The organism is Variovorax sp. PMC12 (genome assembly GCF_003019815.1).
In the GTDB taxonomy this organism is placed as follows: domain Bacteria; phylum Pseudomonadota; class Gammaproteobacteria; order Burkholderiales; family Burkholderiaceae_C; genus Variovorax.
On the sequence record NZ_CP027773.1, the window covers coordinates 5464117 to 5478799 of the forward strand.

The window sequence follows — 14683 nt, forward strand, 5'->3', positions numbered from 1 at the left end:
CATGCGTGTCAATCTACCAGTCACCGGCATCGAATACGAACTCCCGAAGGACGCCGCCCTGGTGTCCCGCACCGACCTCAAGGGTCGCATCACGTACGTCAACCCGGCCTTCGTCGAGGCCAGCGGCTTTACCGTGGACGAGCTCATGGGCAAGGCGCACAACATCGTGCGCCATCCCGACGTGCCGCCCGAAGCCTTTGCCGACCTGTGGCAGACGCTGGGGCAGGGCCTGCCCTGGACCGGCCTCATCAAGAACCGGCGCAGCAACGGCGACTTCTACTGGGTGCTCGCGAATGTCACGCCGATCCGGCGCGACGGCCGCGTACAGGGCTACATGTCGGTGCGCAGCCGGCCCGACCGCGCTGACGTGGCCGAGGCCGATGCGCTCTACCGCCGCCTGCGCGAAGGCGGCGCCAAGGGCATCACGCTGCAGCAGGGGCAGGTGGTACAGCGCGGCTGGATGAACCCGCTGGCGCAGCTGCGGCGCATACCGGTGCGCCAGCGCGTGTTCGGCGTGACCACGGCGGCCGCGCTGCTGTCGTTCGGTTTGGGCATTGCGGGCTGGATGGAAGCGGGCCGGCTGGTCGCTTCCGCCGGTGCGCACAGCTGGCTGCCCGGTGCCGCGGCGGCCGGCGGCGTGGGCTTAGCGCTCGCATGGCTGGGGCTCGGGCAGTTCCTGGGCCGTACCGTCTTCCGTCCGCTCGACGAGGCCCTGCATGTGGCGCGGGCCATTGCCGGCGGCGATCTTGCCAAGTTCGAGATCCGTCGCGGCGACGAGATCACGGGGCTGCTGCGCGCGCTGAACCAGATGAGCGCGAACCTGTTCGCGATCGTTGCGGACGTCGGCACCAACGTGGCGGGCGTGATGTCGGCCTCGAGCCAGATCGCCTCGGGCAACCAGGACCTGTCTTCGCGCACCGAGCAGCAGGCCAGTTCGCTGGAGCAGACGGCGGCCTCGATGGAAGAGCTCACTAGCACGGTGAAGCAGAACGCGGACAACGCGCGCCAGGCGAACCAGCTGGCCGTGTCGGCCTCGGAAGTGGCGGTGAAGGGCGGCAGCGTGGTGTCGCAGGTGGTGGACACCATGGGCTCGATCAATGCGTCGTCCCGCAAGATCGTGGACATCATCGGCGTGATCGACGGTATCGCCTTCCAGACCAACATCCTGGCGCTGAATGCCGCTGTGGAAGCCGCACGCGCCGGCGAGCAGGGCAAAGGCTTTGCCGTGGTGGCAGCCGAGGTGCGCAGCCTCGCGCAGCGCTCTGCGGCAGCAGCCAAGGAAATCAAGACGCTGATCGGCGATTCCGTCGAGAAGGTCGAAGCCGGCAGCAAGCAGGTCGCGGAAGCGGGCCGCACGATGGAGGAGATCGTGGGCAGCGTGCGCCGCGTGACCGACATCATGGGCGAGATCACCACCGCGAGCCAGGAGCAGACCTCCGGCATCGAGCAGATCAACCAGGCCATCGCGCAGATGGACCAGGTCACGCAACAGAACGCCGCACTGGTCGAGGAGGCTTCGGCCACGGCGCAGTCGCTGCAGGAGCAGGCCGACGGCCTGGTCAGGGCCGTGCGCGTGTTCAGGGCCGAAGTGGCCGAGACCCATTAATTTCAAACCGGAGAGAACAGATGCTGACCAAGGCAAAAGACCCCTTGCAACAAGCCGCCTCGGCGCCGTCGCCTTCCACGGGCGGCAGCCGCCTGGAAGTGGTGACGTTCAAGCTGGGCGAAGAGGAATACGGGATCGACATCCAGAAGGTGCAGGAGCTGCGCGGCTACGACGCGGTGACGCGGATCGCGAACGCGCCGGAGTACATCAAGGGGGTGGTGAACCTGCGCGGGATCATCGTCCCGATCATCGACATGCGCATCAAGTTCAAGCTGGGCGACCCGACGTACGACCAGTTCACGGTGGTGATCGTGCTGAACATCGGCGGTCGCGTGGTGGGGATGGTGGTGGACAGCGTGTCGGACGTGATCACGCTGTCGGCCGAGCAGATAAAGCCGGCGCCGGAGATGGGTTCGGTGCTGGACGCGGACTACCTGATCGGGCTGGGCACGCTGGAAGAGCGGATGCTGATCCTGGTGGACATCGACCGGCTCATGTCGAGCCAGGAAATGGGCCTCATCGAAGCGGCGGCCACCGCCTGATTTCTTGCCGCCCCGCCTTCTCCATCCAACGCCCGCACCATGAACTTCTTCTCGAACCTGCGCATCGGCACGCGGCTTGCCGCGGCCTTTGCCGTCGTCCTCGGACTGGTGGTGCTTTCCACCGCCTTCGCGCTTTTCTCCGCGCGCAGCAACGCGGAAGCCACGCGGGTGATGATGGAAAGCCCGCTGGCGAAGGAGCGGCTGATTGCCGACTGGTATGTGCTGACCTACTCGGCCATCGCACGCACGTCGATGATCGCGCGCACCACCGACGAGAGCTTGCCGGTCGTCTTCGCCGACGTCATTTCCGACAGCGTGAAAAAGGGGTCGCAGACCATCGCCAAGGTCGAGAAGCTGCTGGTGACCGACGAGGAGAAGGCCACCTTCAAGTCGATCATCGAGCTGCGCGCCAAGTACCAGGCGGCCAAGGAGGAAGTGGGCAAGGCCAAGGCGGGCGGCGACACGGTGGAAACCGCGCGCGTCTTCAAGGAAAGCTTCCAGCCCGCGGCCAAGGCCTATGAAAACCGGGTGCTCGAACTGCTGTCGATCGAGCGCAAGGCCATCGACGACATGAGCGCCAGGATCGACGCGGCGAATACGCGCAGCTTCAACCTGCGGCTGTTCCTGACGCTGGCGACCGTGGTGATCGGCGCGATCCTCGCGTTCCTTATCTCGCGCAGCATCGTGCGGCCGTTGGCGCGCGCCGTCGAGGTGGCTGAAACCGTCGCGGCCGGCGACCTGAGCGTCGACATTCGCGTGGAAAGCCGCGACGAGACGGGCCAACTGATGCAGGCGCTCAAGAACATGAACGAGAGCCTGGCCAAGGTGGTGGGCGAAGTGCGTACCGGCACGGAGACGATCGCGACGGCTTCGGGGCAGATCGCCTCGGGCAACCAGGACCTGTCTTCGCGTACGGAGCATCAAGCGAGTTCGCTGCAGCAGACGGCTGCTTCCATGGAAGAGCTGACTTCGACGGTGAAGCAGAACGCAGACAACGCACGGCAGGCTAACCAGCTGGCTGTGTCGGCTTCGGAAGTCGCGGTGAAGGGCGGCAGTGTCGTCTCGCAGGTGGTCGACACGATGGGCTCGATCAACGCGTCGTCCAAGAAGATCGTCGACATCATCGGCGTGATCGACGGCATCGCGTTCCAGACCAACATCCTGGCGCTGAACGCGGCGGTGGAAGCCGCCCGCGCGGGCGAACAAGGTCGAGGCTTTGCGGTCGTCGCTTCCGAAGTCCGCAGCCTCGCGCAGCGCTCGGCAGCGGCAGCCAAGGAAATCAAGACCCTCATCGGCGACTCGGTGGAGAAGGTCGAAGAGGGCAGCAAGCAGGTGGAAGAAGCCGGGCGCACCATGGACGAGATCGTCGGCAGCGTGAAGCGCGTGACGGACATCATGGGCGAGATCACCGCTGCAAGCCAGGAGCAGACCTCGGGCATCGAGCAGATCAACCAGGCCATCACGCAGATGGACCAGGTCACACAACAGAACGCGGCGCTGGTCGAAGAGGCTTCGGCGGCAGCTCAATCGCTGCAGGAGCAGGCAAGCAGCCTGTCGCAGGTGGTCGGCGTGTTTCGCCTGGAAGGCAGCCGCGCTGCCGTCCCGGCGCATCGGCTGGCACTCACTGCATAAGCAGCAGCACAAATCGGAAAAAAAGACATGCAGTGGTTCCAGAATCTTCGCGTCACCGTCCGGCTGATCCTCAGCTTTCTCGTGGTCGCCGCCATCGGCGCGGCGGTGAGCGCGCTCGGCATCTTCCACATGGGGCGCATCAGCGCCTCGACCGAAGAGCTCTACGCCAACGAGCTTCGCGCCCTGCAGGCCGTGCAGGAAGCCAACATCCACCTGCTGTACGCCAGCCGCGCCCAGATGACGCTGCTGTCGGCCGGCACGCGCGGTGAACGCAACGCGGGTGCGAACGAGCTCAAGGCTTCCATGGAAAGCCTCTCGTCGCGCGCCGCCGAGGTCAAGTCGTTCTTCGGCGAGACCGAGGAAGGCACGAAGCTCTTCAGCCAGTTCGAAGGCCTGGTCGGCCCGCTGGGCAAGCACATGAACGACTTCGTGGCGCTGGTGAACAAGCAGCCGCTGGACAGCTCGCAGTTCGACAACCAGGTGACCGAGGACAGCGCGCGCCTGCTGAAGGAATCGCGCGGCTTGGAAGAAGTGCTCAAGGGCATGGTCGCGCACAGCAAGGACCTGGCGCGCGCGCGTGCGGAGCATGCCGACGACACCTACAAGACCTCGCGGCTGATGATGCTGGTGCTGGCACTGGCCGGCATCGTGGTCAGCGTGGGGCTGGGCGTGGTGGTGGCGCGCCTGATCGGCCGGCAACTCGGCGGCGAGCCGCAGTACGCCGCCGACGTGGTCGGCCGCATCGCCGACGGCGACCTGTCGCTGGCAGTGGAGGCCGACGCCGCGCGTGACGGCAGCCTGCTGCATTCCATCAAGCAGATGCAGGTGCAGCTGACCTCGATCGTCGGGAAGATCAAGGATTCGAGCGAAACCATTGCCAGGGCTTCGGGGCAGATCGCTTCGGGCAACCAGGACCTGTCGTCGCGTACGGAGGAGCAGGCAAGCTCGCTGGAGCAGACGGCTGCTTCGATGGAAGAGCTGACTTCGACCGTGAAGCAGAACGCGGACAACGCACGTCAGGCCAACCAGCTGGCTGTGTCTGCCTCCGAAGTTGCCGTGAAGGGCGGCAGCGTCGTGTCTCAGGTGGTCGACACCATGGGCTCGATCAATGCGTCGTCCAAGAAGATCGTCGACATCATCGGCGTGATCGACGGCATCGCATTCCAGACCAACATCCTGGCGCTGAATGCGGCGGTGGAAGCGGCCCGTGCGGGTGAGCAGGGCCGCGGCTTTGCGGTGGTGGCATCGGAAGTGCGCAGCCTCGCACAGCGCTCGGCAGCAGCAGCCAAGGAAATCAAGACGCTGATCGGCGACTCCGTGGAGAAGGTCGAGGAAGGCAGCAAGCAGGTCGCCGAGGCGGGCCGCACGATGGAGGAGATCGTCGGTAGCGTGCGTCGCGTGACCGACATCATGGGCGAGATCACCGCAGCGAGCCAGGAGCAGACCTCGGGCATCGAGCAGATCAACCAGGCCATCACGCAGATGGACCAGGTGACGCAGCAGAACGCCGCGCTGGTCGAAGAAGCTTCGGCCGCCGCCCAGTCGCTGCAGCAAGAGGCGGGCAGCCTGGTGCAGGCCGTCAGCATCTTCAAGCTGGAAGCGGGCCACCAAGCCGAGTCCGGCGCGCGCGCCCAGGCATTGCCGGCCGCGCAGGACGACAAATCATCGTTGCCCGCCGTGCCGCAGCTCGCTGTGGCGGGCGCCGGCGACTGGCGCGAGTTCTGAGAGGAACGCGCCCGACGCGACAACCCACGAATCGGCTCCAGAGCCACAAGGAAAAATCATTAAAACTTTCTACAACTTCAAGATAGCCACCAAGCTGCTTGTGTCTTTCATCGCCGTCCTCGTGTTGACGGTTTGCGTCGGTGTCATCGCGGTGATGCAACTGGGCAAGGTCCATGACATGTCGACCGAAATGTCGACCACCTGGATGCCTGCCACGCGCTCGCTGCTCGAAATGAAGAACCTGGTGTCGCGCTACCGCACCCAGGAGATGCAACACATCCTTTCGGGTTCCTACGACGAGATGGCCGCGTACGAAAAGGCGATGGACGAGACGTGGGCCAACCTGCAGAAGAACCGCACCACGTACGAGAGCCTCATCACCGAGCCGGAAGAACGCGAGATCTACCCGGAACTCCAGAAGCTGCTGAACCAGTACGCGGTCGAGCACAACAAGATCGTCGCGATCTCCCACACGCAGGAGAACGAGCAGGCGAACGCGCTTATCCGCGGCAAGTCGCTGCAGTTGACCCGCGAGATCAACACGATGCTCGACAAGCTGACCGAGATCAACGTGGCCGGTGCGACCCGCGCCGGCCAGACTGCCGACGGCGTTTATTCGCAGGCGCGCCTCTGGGTGCTCGGCCTGCTGCTGGGCAGCGTGGCGCTGGGCCTGGTGCTCGCGCTGTGGATCGCACGCATCGTCTCGCGGCCCCTGTCGGAAGCGGTGAAGGTGGCGCAGTCGGTAGCTGCCGGTGACCTGACCAGCCGCATCGAGGCACGCACGACCGACGAGACCGGCCAGTTGCTCGAAGCGCTGAAGGGCATGAACGACAGCCTCTCGAAGATCGTCGGCGAAGTGCGCATGGGAACGGACACGATCGCCACGGCGTCCAGCCAGATTGCTTCGGGCAACCAGGACCTGTCTTCGCGCACCGAGGAACAGGCCAGCTCACTGGAACAGACGGCTGCTTCGATGGAGGAGCTGACCTCGACCGTCAAGCAGAACGCCGACAACGCGCGGCAAGCCAACCAGCTGGCTGTGTCGGCTTCGGAAGTCGCTGTGAAGGGCGGCAGCGTCGTCTCTCAAGTGGTGGACACCATGGGCTCGATCAATGCGTCGTCCAAGAAGATCGTCGACATCATCGGCGTGATCGACGGGATCGCCTTCCAGACCAACATCCTGGCGCTCAATGCGGCTGTCGAAGCCGCCCGCGCTGGGGAACAAGGCCGCGGCTTCGCGGTCGTTGCTTCCGAAGTTCGCAGCCTCGCACAGCGCTCGGCAGCAGCAGCCAAGGAAATCAAGACCCTCATCGGCGACTCGGTGGAGAAAGTCGAAGAGGGCAGCAAGCAGGTGGAAGAAGCCGGCCGCACCATGGACGAGATCGTCGGCAGCGTGAAGCGCGTGACGGACATCATGGGCGAGATCACTGCGGCAAGCCAGGAGCAGACCTCCGGCATCGAGCAGATCAACCAGGCCATCACGCAGATGGACCAGGTGACGCAACAGAACGCGGCGCTGGTCGAAGAGGCTTCGGCTGCGGCGCAATCGCTGCAGGAGCAGGCCGGCAGCCTCGTGCAGTCCGTCAGCATCTTCAAGCTCGATGCCAATGCCCTGGCCACGCGCACCAGCTTCACGCGCCTGACGCCGATCCCCAGGCCCGCCGCCGCGGCCAAGCCGGCACCGAAGGGTCCGGCCAAGGCGCTCCCCTCGCGCCGCGAGCCGGGTGGCCGCCCCGCACCGCAGTTGGCCATGGCCGGCGACGCCAAGGGCGACTGGACGGAATTTTGATCTTCGGGTGTTCAACCTTGCCGCATCCGTGCCGATAACGAACCCATGGCGCCGCATCCCGCGGCGGGTTTGCTCCAGTTCCGAGAAAGAAGAAGCCAAATGAATTTGAAGAATCTGAAAATCGGCACCCGCCTGGGCTTCGGCTTCGCGGTGGTTCTGCTGTTGATGGCGGCCATCGCGGCCACGGGCATGCTGCGCCTGGGCAAGGTGGGCAAGGCCACGGAAGATCTGATGCAGAACGCGCTGGTCAAGGAGCGCCTTGCCAGCCAGTGGTCCAACCTGCTCGGACCGGCGATCGCGAACTCGTTCGCGATGGTCAAGGCGACCGATCCCAAGGCGGTCGCGTTCTTCGAGAAGGCACGGGTCGACAAATCGGTGCTGATCAATCCGGTGCAGAAGAAGCTCGAGGAACTGCTGACCTCCCCGGAAGAGAAGAAGCTGTATGCCGAGGCGGCCGCTGCGCGCGGGGTCGCTGTGGTGACCATCGCCCAGATCAACAAGCTGAAGACCGAGGGCAAAGACGAGGAGGCCATGCAGATGGCCGACAACCAATGGGCGCCTTCGCTCGTCGTCTACGAAGATATCGTCGCCAGGCTCGCGGCATACCAGCGTGAACGCATCGACGAGCTGGCCAAGGGCATCGAGGTCGACCACGCGAACGGCGAGATCACGCTGCTGGCGCTGTCGGTCATCGGCCTGCTGCTGGGTGCGCTGCTGGCCTGGCGCCTGACGCTGGGCATCGTGCGACCCCTGGGGCAGGCCCTGCAGGTGGCCGAGACCGTGGCGGCCGGCGACCTGAGCACGAACATCAAGGTGGAAAGCCGCGACGAGGCGGGCCAGCTGATGCAGGCGCTCAAGAACATGAACGAGAGCCTGGCGAAGGTGGTGGGCGAAGTGCGTACCGGCACGGAGACGATCGCGACGGCTTCAGGGCAGATCGCCTCAGGTAACCAGGACCTGTCTTCGCGCACCGAGGAACAGGCGAGCTCGCTGGAACAGACGGCTGCGTCCATGGAAGAGCTGACTTCGACCGTCAAGCAGAACGCGGACAACGCGCGCCAGGCCAACCAGCTGGCCGTATCGGCTTCGGAAGTCGCGGTGAAGGGCGGCAGCGTCGTCTCTCAAGTGGTCGACACCATGGGCTCGATCAATGCGTCGTCCAAGAAGATCGTCGACATCATCGGCGTGATCGACGGCATCGCGTTCCAGACCAACATCCTGGCGCTGAACGCGGCGGTGGAAGCCGCCCGCGCAGGAGAACAAGGCCGCGGCTTTGCGGTGGTGGCATCGGAAGTGCGCAGCCTCGCACAGCGCTCGGCAGCAGCAGCCAAGGAAATCAAGACCCTCATCGGCGACTCGGTGGAGAAGGTCGAAGAGGGCAGCAAGCAGGTGGAAGAAGCCGGCCGCACCATGGACGAGATCGTCGGCAGCGTGAAGCGCGTGACGGACATCATGGGCGAGATCACTGCGGCCAGCCAGGAGCAGACCTCCGGCATCGAGCAGATCAACCAGGCCATCACGCAGATGGACCAGGTGACGCAACAGAACGCCGCGCTGGTGGAAGAGGCTTCGGCCGCCGCCCAGTCGCTGCAGGAGCAGGCCGGCAGCCTCGTGCAGACGGTCAGCATCTTCAAGCTCGACGGCAACGCCGTTGCCACCGCGCGCCCCGGTTTCACCCGCATCACCCCCATCGCCAAGCCGGCCAAACCGGCGCCTGCCGCGGCCAAGCGTCCGGCCAAGGCGCTGCCCACGCGCCGCGAGCCGGGCGGCGGCCCGGCGCCGCAACTGGCCATGGCCGGCGACGCCAAGGGCGACTGGACCGAGTTCTGACTCCGGCCCTCAAGTTTTGTCCGGCGCTGCCGATAGATACAAAGAAGGCGTCTTCGCGGCGCCAAACACACTCTCCAATTGACAGGTAAAGCCTTATGTCCGGAAGCATGTTCTACACAGGTCTGAGCGGCCTCGGCGTCGCCCGCACCGCGCTGATGACCACGGCCCACAACACCGCCAACGTCTACACGGCCGGCTACAGCCGCCAGGTGGCGGAGATCGCCACGGGCAGCGCCATTTCCAGCGGCTCGGGCTACATCGGCACGGGCGCCAACGTCACGACCGTCTCGCGCAGCTACGACCGCTACCTGACCGCTCAGCTTGCCAGCGCGCAGTCGAACTCGGTCGCGCTGGCCACCAACGGCACGCAGATCAACCGCATCGACACCCTGCTGGCCGACAAGACCTCGGGCATTTCGGCGCTGATGCAGAACTTCTTCACCAGCATCCAGGGCGTGGCCAACACCCCGGCCGACCCCGCCGCGCGCCAGCAGATGATCAGTTCCGCGCAGGCGCTGGCCAGCAAGTTCCGCTCGACCGACCAGTACCTGTCGGACCTGAACTCGTCGGTGAACGAGCAGATCGACGGCAGCGTCGACCAGATCAACACCTACGCCAGCAAGATCGCCGGCCTGAACCAGCAGATCAGCCAGGCCACGGCCATGGCCAGCGGCCAGCCGCCGAACGACCTGCTCGACCAGCGCGACCTGCTGGTGAGCCAGCTGAGCCAGGTGGTCGACGTCAAGGTGCTGCAGCAGGACAACGGCAAGTACAACGTGTTCATCGCCACCGGCCAGTCGCTGGTGGTGGGGGACTACGCCTCCCAGATGGTCTCGGTCAACTCGGCCGCCGACCCCACCCGCAAGGCGGTGGCGCTCAAGGGCTTCGGCGGCAACACCGCCGAGCTCGACGACGGCACCTTCAAGGGCGGCGTGCTTGGCGGCCTCATGACCTTCCGCAGCGAAACCCTCATTCCCACGCAAAATTCCATCGGCCGGCTCGCCATGTCGGTGGCCGATGCGGTCAATGCACAGCACAAGCTGGGCGTCGACCTGAACGGCGCGCTGGGCCAGAATTTCTTCAACCAGGCGGTGCCGGGCGTGATGTCCAACGCAAAGAACACAGGCAACCTCGAAATCGGCGCGTCTCTGACCGATGCCTCGAAGCTCACGACCAGCGACTACGACGTCAGCGTCACCAACGTGTCGGGCACGCTCACCTACACGGTCACGCGGCTGTCGGACAAGACGTCGATGGGCAGCTTCACCGCCTTCCCGATCAACTTCGACGGCGTGAGCCTCACCGCCGCCAGCGGCACCGCGCAGGCCGGCGACTCGTTCCTGGTGCAGCCGACCCGCACCGGCGCGCGCGACCTCGACGTGGCGGTGCGCGACCCCGCCAAGGTGGCGGCCGCGTCGCCGCTCGTCACCGGCAACACCGCGGGCAACAAGGGCAGCGCCGCGCTGGGCACCGCGACCGTCGACGCCTCCTACCCCGGCACGCCGCTGGCAGGCACGGTCACGCTGAGCTTCGACGCCGCCACGGGCAACCTGACGGGCTTTCCCGCGACATCGGCCGTTTCGGTGACGCTGCCCAACGGCACCACCACCAACTACCCGGCCGGCACGCCCGTGCCCTACAGCGCCGGCGCGAAGATGAGCTTCGACGGCGTCACCGTCAGCATGACCGGCGCGCCTGCGCAGGGCGACACCTTCACCATCAAGAACAACACCTCGGGCGTGTCCGACGGCAGCAATGCGCTGCTGCTGGGCGCACTGCAGCGCAAGGCCGTGATGGCCAACGGCACGTCGACCTTCAACGGCGCCTACTCGCAGCTGGTCAGCGAAGTCGGCAACCGGGCCATGGCCGTGAAGGTGGCGGCGGCCACGCAAGACAGCGTGACCGGCCAGATCAAGGCCAGCCAGCAAGCCGTCTCCGGCGTCAACCAGGACGAGGAAACCGCCAACCTGCTGATGTTCCAGCAGATGTACCAGGCCAACGCGAAGGTGATCCAGACCGCCTCGACCATGTTCGACGCGATCCTCGGCATCCGCAGCTGAGCCGTTTCACCGAAGCACAGAATCAGGAGCCGCGATGCGCATCAGCACCTCATCCTTCTACGAGCAGAACGTCAGCGCCATGGGCCTGCAGCAGCAGAAGCTGTTCAAGGTCCAGCAGCAGCTGGCGACCAATTCCAAGTTCCTGTCCGCCGGCGACGACCCGGTCGGCGCGGCGCGCTCCCTGGGCGTCAGCCAGACGCTGTCGGAAAACGCGCAGTACGCCACCAGCCGCCAGCGCGCGAGCCTGGCGCTGTCGACCGAAGAGAACGCGCTGAACTCGGTGACTTCGATCCTGCAGAACATCAAGACGCTGACGGTGAACGCCGGCAACGGCACGCTCACCGATGCCGACCGCGCCTCGCTCGCCACCACCATCCAGAGCGCCTACGACCAGCTGGTGGGCGTGGCCAACACCGACGACGGCAACGGCCAGTACCTGTTTGCCGGCTTCAAGAGCGGCAGCCCGCCGTTCGTGGCGGCCGCCGGCGGCGGCGTGCAGTACGTGGGCGACCAGGGCCAGCGGCTGATGCAGGTCGACGTGTCGCGCCAGATGTCCACGGGCGACGACGGCCGCAGCATCTTCCAGTCGGTGCAGGGCGGCGCGGGCTACGTGGCATCGAGCGCGGCCAGCAACACCGGCAGCGCCGTGTTCGGCTCCATCAGCATCGCCGACGCCACGGCAACGAACTACGGCAAGGACTTCACCATCACCTTCAACGGTGGCAACTACACCGTGATGACCAAGGACGTGCCGCCCGTGGTGGCCGGCGCCGGTGCGTACACGGCGGGCTCGCCCGTCAACTTCGGCGGCGTGCAGGTCAAGTTCACCGGCAAGCCGGCGGATGGCGACAGCTTCGACGTGTCGACCGCGCAGAACGCCGGCACCGACGTGTTCGCGGCCATCGGCCAGCTGGTGACCGCGCTGCGCACGCCGCTGGCCGGCGGCGGCGAGGCCGCCCAGGCGCAACTGCAGAACGCGCTGGCCACGGCCAACCGCAAGGTGACGAATGCGCACGACAACGTGCTGACGGTGCTGTCCTCGGTCGGCTCGCGGCAGACGGAACTCGATGCGCTGGACAGCGGCGGTGCCTCGCGCAAGCTGCAGGAAGAGTCCTACCTGTCTTCCATCGAAGACCTGGACCCGTACAGCGCGATCGCCGAGTTCTACCAGCGCCAGTCTTCGCTGCAGGCAACGCAGATGACCTTCGCCAAGCTGAACAGCATTTCGCTATTCAACTACCTGTGAGCGGCGGGGGGACAATCGGGGGAGTTCCATTCGACACCCCACGACCATGCCCCGCCTAGACGACCCCCTCCACGACGCAGAAATCGGCTCCCGCGACAGCACGCTGGACACCACCCGCATCGACGACGTGCGCATCGGCGCCGTCCGTCCGCTCATGACCCCCGCGCTGCTGCAGGAGCGCGTGCCGGTGCGCGACAACACCCTGGCGCTGGTCGAAGGCAGCCGCGCGGCCATTGCCGACGTGCTGCACGGCCGCGACGACCGGCTGGTGGTGGTGGTCGGCCCCTGCTCCATCCACGACCACGACCAGGCCATCGAATACGCACAGCGCCTGAAGAAGGTCGCCGATTCGCTGCAGGACGACCTGCTGATCGTGATGCGCGCCTACTTCGAGAAGCCGCGCACCACCGTCGGCTGGAAGGGCTACATCAACGACCCGCACCTGGACGGCAGCTTCGCCATCAACGAGGGCCTGGAGCGCGCGCGGCGCCTGCTGCTCGAGCTGACCACGCTGGGCCTGCCGACCGGCACCGAATTCCTCGACCTGCTGAGCCCGCAGTTCATTGCCGACCTGATTGCCTGGGGTGCCATCGGCGCGCGCACCACCGAGAGCCAGAGCCACCGGCAGCTCGCCTCCGGCCTGAGCTGCCCGGTCGGCTTCAAGAACGGCACCGACGGCAGCGTGAAGGTCGCGGCCGACGCCATCCTCGCGGCCCGCGCGCCGCATGCCTTCATGGGCATGACCAAGATGGGCATGGCCGCTATCTTCGAGACGCGCGGCAACGACGACTGCCACGTCATCCTGCGCGGTGGCAAGGCGCCCAACTACTCGGCGGCGGACGTCGCGGCCAGCTGCGAGGCGCTGCTGGCGAACGGCCTGCGGCCCCAGGTCATGGTCGACGTTTCGCACGGCAACAGCAGCAAGCAGCACCAGCGGCAGATCGTGGTCGCCGAAGACGTGGCCGCGCAGATCGCGGCCGGCGAGCGGCGCATCACCGGCATCATGATCGAGAGCCATCTCGAGGAAGGCCGGCAGGACCTGTCGCCGGGCGTTCCGCTGAAGCACGGCGTCTCGATCACCGATGCCTGCATCGGCTTCGCGCAGACAGTGCCGGTGCTCGAGGGGCTGGCGACGGCGGTCAAGGCGCGGCGCCGGTCGGCCAAGGGCTAGGCTAGAGCTAGGGCCGCAGCCCCTGCGTGAACCGCAGCATGTTCGCGATCCCCTGCGCGAACCGCGGTTCCAGGAACGCCGCCAGGTTCGGCATCAGCAGCTGGAGCATGAAGATGCCCGCCAGCAGCGTGAGCGGGAAGCCCACCGCGAAGATGCTGAACTGCGGCGACGCGCGGTTCAGGATGCCCATGGCCAGGTTCAGCGTGAGCAGCGCGGTGATGAGCGGCAGCGACAGCAGCAGCCCGCTGGCGAAGATCTCTCCCGCTGCCAGCACCAGGAACATCCATCCTCCCGCCACCAGCGGCCCGTCCGAGATGGGCAGCGTGGCGAAGCTGTCGGCCAGAGCGTTCACGATCAGCAGGTGACCGTCGAGCGCAAGGAAGATCAGCGTCGCCAGCATGTTCAGCAGCCTCGAGACCACCATGGTGCTGCCGCGGCTCATGGGGTCGTAGAAGGACGCGAACGACAGGCCCATCTGCAGGCCGATGTATTCGCCCGCCGCCAGCACGGCGGTGAACACCATCCGCATCGCGAAGCCCATGGCCACGCCGATGAGCACCTGCTGCACGATGATCCACAGCCCGCCGGCGGACACCACGGGCACCGCGGGAAACGGCCCGATGAGCGGCGAGATCACCAGCGTGAGCATGGCGGCGATGCCCACCTTGACCTGCCTCGGCACCCAGGACTCCGCGAAGATGGGCGCGGTGCTCACCAGCGCGAGCATGCGCACGAAGGGCCACAGGAAGGCCACCACCCAGCCCTCAAGCTGGCCCGAAGTGACGGAGAAGATCGAAGGCGTCACGCCAGCATCTGCGGGATGCCGGCGAACAGCGCGCGCATGTAGTCGAGCATGCGGTCGAGCATCCACGGCCCGGCGATGACCAGCGTCGCGAACACGGCGAGCAGCTTGGGAATGAAGGAGAGGGTGGCCTCGTTGATCTGCGTGGCCGCCTGGAAGATGCTGACGATCAGGCCGATGACGAGCGCCACCAGCAGCAGCGGGGCGCCCAGCAGCAGCGAGATTTCCATGGCCCGATGGCCCATGGTCATGACTGATTCGGGTGTCATGTGGCGGTCCT

Annotated in this window: 11 protein-coding genes; 9 read left to right on the forward strand and 2 right to left on the reverse strand. The window is 66.1% G+C overall.

The features are described from left to right. Nucleotide 1 precedes the first annotated feature (1 nt). The 9 genes from C4F17_RS25655 (at nucleotide 2) to C4F17_RS25695 (ending at nucleotide 13601) form a co-directional block, all read left to right on the forward strand. The gene (locus C4F17_RS25655) at nucleotides 2-1606 is read left to right on the forward strand and encodes a methyl-accepting chemotaxis protein (protein ID WP_106937116.1); all 1605 of its coding nucleotides are present in this window, start codon (nucleotides 2-4) and stop codon (nucleotides 1604-1606) included. Between the two features lie 20 nt (nucleotides 1607-1626). Further along, on the forward strand, nucleotides 1627-2148 hold the full coding sequence (locus C4F17_RS25660; RefSeq protein ID WP_106937117.1) for a chemotaxis protein CheW: 522 nt from the start codon (nucleotides 1627-1629) through the stop codon (nucleotides 2146-2148). 39 nt (nucleotides 2149-2187) lie between these two features. Continuing rightward, complete coding sequence (locus C4F17_RS25665; RefSeq protein ID WP_081265893.1) at nucleotides 2188-3780, forward strand: methyl-accepting chemotaxis protein; 1593 nt, start codon at nucleotides 2188-2190, stop codon at nucleotides 3778-3780. Nucleotides 3781-3807: 27 nt separating this feature from the next. After that, nucleotides 3808-5505, forward strand: coding sequence for a methyl-accepting chemotaxis protein (locus tag C4F17_RS25670; protein WP_106937118.1), 1698 nt, complete (start codon nucleotides 3808-3810; stop codon nucleotides 5503-5505). A 58-nt stretch (nucleotides 5506-5563) separates the two neighbouring features. Next, entirely contained in the window at nucleotides 5564-7294 is a 1731-nt protein-coding gene (locus C4F17_RS25675; protein WP_106937119.1) for a methyl-accepting chemotaxis protein, read from the forward strand. A 99-nt stretch (nucleotides 7295-7393) separates the two neighbouring features. Further along, nucleotides 7394-9124: a methyl-accepting chemotaxis protein gene (locus C4F17_RS25680; RefSeq protein ID WP_106937120.1), complete on the forward strand. Its 1731-nt coding sequence runs from the start codon at nucleotides 7394-7396 to the stop codon at nucleotides 9122-9124. Between the two features lie 107 nt (nucleotides 9125-9231). Next, nucleotides 9232-11184: a flagellar hook-associated protein FlgK gene (flgK, locus tag C4F17_RS25685; RefSeq protein WP_234382380.1), complete on the forward strand. Its 1953-nt coding sequence runs from the start codon at nucleotides 9232-9234 to the stop codon at nucleotides 11182-11184. A 34-nt stretch (nucleotides 11185-11218) separates the two neighbouring features. Continuing rightward, a complete protein-coding gene (gene flgL, locus C4F17_RS25690) occupies nucleotides 11219-12430 on the forward strand; it encodes a flagellar hook-associated protein FlgL (protein ID WP_106937121.1) in 1212 nt (403 codons plus the stop codon). Between the two features lie 46 nt (nucleotides 12431-12476). Then, nucleotides 12477-13601 (forward strand): 3-deoxy-7-phosphoheptulonate synthase, encoded by a 1125-nt coding sequence (locus C4F17_RS25695; RefSeq protein WP_106937122.1) that lies wholly within the window; start codon nucleotides 12477-12479, stop codon nucleotides 13599-13601. Between the two features lie 7 nt (nucleotides 13602-13608). Here C4F17_RS25695 and fliR read toward each other — a convergent pair whose 3' ends face one another. Next, nucleotides 13609-14394, reverse strand: a complete 786-nt coding sequence (fliR, locus tag C4F17_RS25700; RefSeq protein ID WP_199851993.1) for a flagellar biosynthetic protein FliR — start codon at nucleotides 14392-14394, stop codon at nucleotides 13609-13611. Between the two features lie 8 nt (nucleotides 14395-14402). Next, a complete protein-coding gene (fliQ, locus tag C4F17_RS25705; RefSeq protein ID WP_081265887.1) occupies nucleotides 14403-14672 on the reverse strand; it encodes a flagellar biosynthesis protein FliQ in 270 nt (89 codons plus the stop codon). Between the last annotated feature and the right edge of the window lie 11 nt (nucleotides 14673-14683).